At 42.6% G+C, this 1,208-nt stretch carries 1 protein-coding gene; it reads right to left on the bottom strand.

The genetic code is table 11. The features are described 5' to 3' along the window. On the bottom strand, positions 1–806 hold an 806-nt coding region (gene ltrA / locus SB775_RS27295; protein WP_410864265.1), incomplete at its 3' end, for a group II intron reverse transcriptase/maturase. Positions 807–1,208: the final 402 nt, after the last annotated feature.

Genomic DNA, 1,208 nt, shown 5'->3' with positions numbered 1-1,208 from the left:
AGAAACGTTCTGTTCCAAGGGCGATCATACTTCGACTTCTCGTAGTTGACCTTTAGCTTCAGTTTATTTTCAATGAAGCTTGAGATATTTCCCATTGCACGTTTGGCGGCTTTTCGTGTCTTCACAAAGATAGTACTGTCATCCGCATACCTTACGAATCGAAGATTGCGTTTCTCTAGTTCTTTATCTAAATCGTCTAACATGATATTAGATAATAAAGGACTTAACGGACCTCCTTGCGGAGTTCCCTCCTCACTTTTATGAAAAAGTCCGCCTATCATAATGCCTGCTTGAAGGAATTTACGAATCAGTTTAAGAACTCGTTTATCTTCAATTTTCCGCTCTAACATTCCCATGAGCTTGTCATGATTCACTTTATCGAAGAACTTCTCCAAATCCATATCCACTACCCATGTATAACCTTCGGTTATATAGGACTTTGCCTTTCGAACCGCCTGGTGCCCTTGTTTGTTAGGGCGAAATCCATAGCTATTCTCCGAAAAGGTTGAGTCATATATCTTGGTCAATATTTGGGCAATGGCTTGTTGAATGAAACGGTCTAGAACGGTTGGAATACCCAAAAGCCGAACTCCGCCGTTTGGTTTCGGGATTTCGATACGACGGACGGGCTTCGGTTGATAGGTACCCTGTAAAAGGGCAGTTTTCATGTTGTACCATTCGGTTACGAGGTGCGGTCTCAGGTTTTGGACCCGCATTCCATCTACACCATGGCTTCCCTTATTTCTTTCTACACGCTTCAATGCCTGTATTAAGTTTTCCCTCTCTAGTATCTGTTCCATTAACATCGTTGATATCCTTTCTACGTGGATAAATGGTCTATTTGTGCCTTTATCTGCTCCACCCTTTTGAAGTTCCCCGTGTATTCACCACTTCTTCCTTCAAATAAGTTCCGTTAGGAATTGTTTGCTTCTTCACAGATAACGAACGCCTAGTATTCATCCTCCTTAATCTGTTCGGTCCTTCCTTGTCTTCTCGAGTAGACAAGTACTATGACCTCTGCTGACTTCTGATGATTCAGCTGTCCATCACTGGAAAGGTTACCAAGTGTACTTGGCTGTCATCAGACCTCCCCGGGTAAGAGTGCAATCTTTCCCTCCATCTATCTGCTTCATTTACTCTGTACCACCTTCGGCAGTAAGGACTTTGTTTTGTTTCGCAAACTCATCCAATGATACCTAGCCTTATAT

The sequence above is a fragment of the Peribacillus sp. SIMBA_075 genome (assembly GCF_046534585.1).
This window is presented reverse-complemented; position numbering and strand designations above follow the sequence as displayed.